Origin of the sequence: Stenotrophomonas sp. SrG (assembly GCF_050031795.1) — a bacterium.
Lineage (GTDB): Bacteria > Pseudomonadota > Gammaproteobacteria > Xanthomonadales > Xanthomonadaceae > Stenotrophomonas > Stenotrophomonas rhizophila_A.
The window spans coordinates 1-251 of the sequence record NZ_JBNBBE010000612.1 but is presented as its reverse complement, the minus strand read 5'-3'; the positions used below and the strand labels follow the sequence as shown (position 1 = coordinate 251).

Sequence of the window (251 nt, the reverse complement as noted above, 5' to 3'; positions counted from 1 at the left end):
CGTGAGGGACGGGCAGCCGTCGCTGACCGTGACCCTGCGCCCCGGCCTGTCCACCGTTCTCGGCTGGCGGCGGGCGGGGACGCGGCGCGGCAGCGCCGCGGGCGCCACCACGCCGGCGCCGCTGGCCGCGGTGCCGGGCGCGGCCGGCGCGCCGCGTCGCGGCGGCCAGCAGGACACGTGGGACTCCAGCGGGGAGGCCCGTCACCACTGGCCCTGGCACGGCCGGCTGGGCGGGGGCGAGGCCGGTCCCG

Annotated in this window: 1 pseudogene; it reads left to right on the top strand. The window is 83.3% G+C overall.

From position 1 onward, the window contains the following. Positions 1-28: 28 nt before the first annotated feature. Positions 29-251, top strand: a pseudogene (locus ACQG3P_RS21030) (alginate export family protein); the annotation flags it as partial.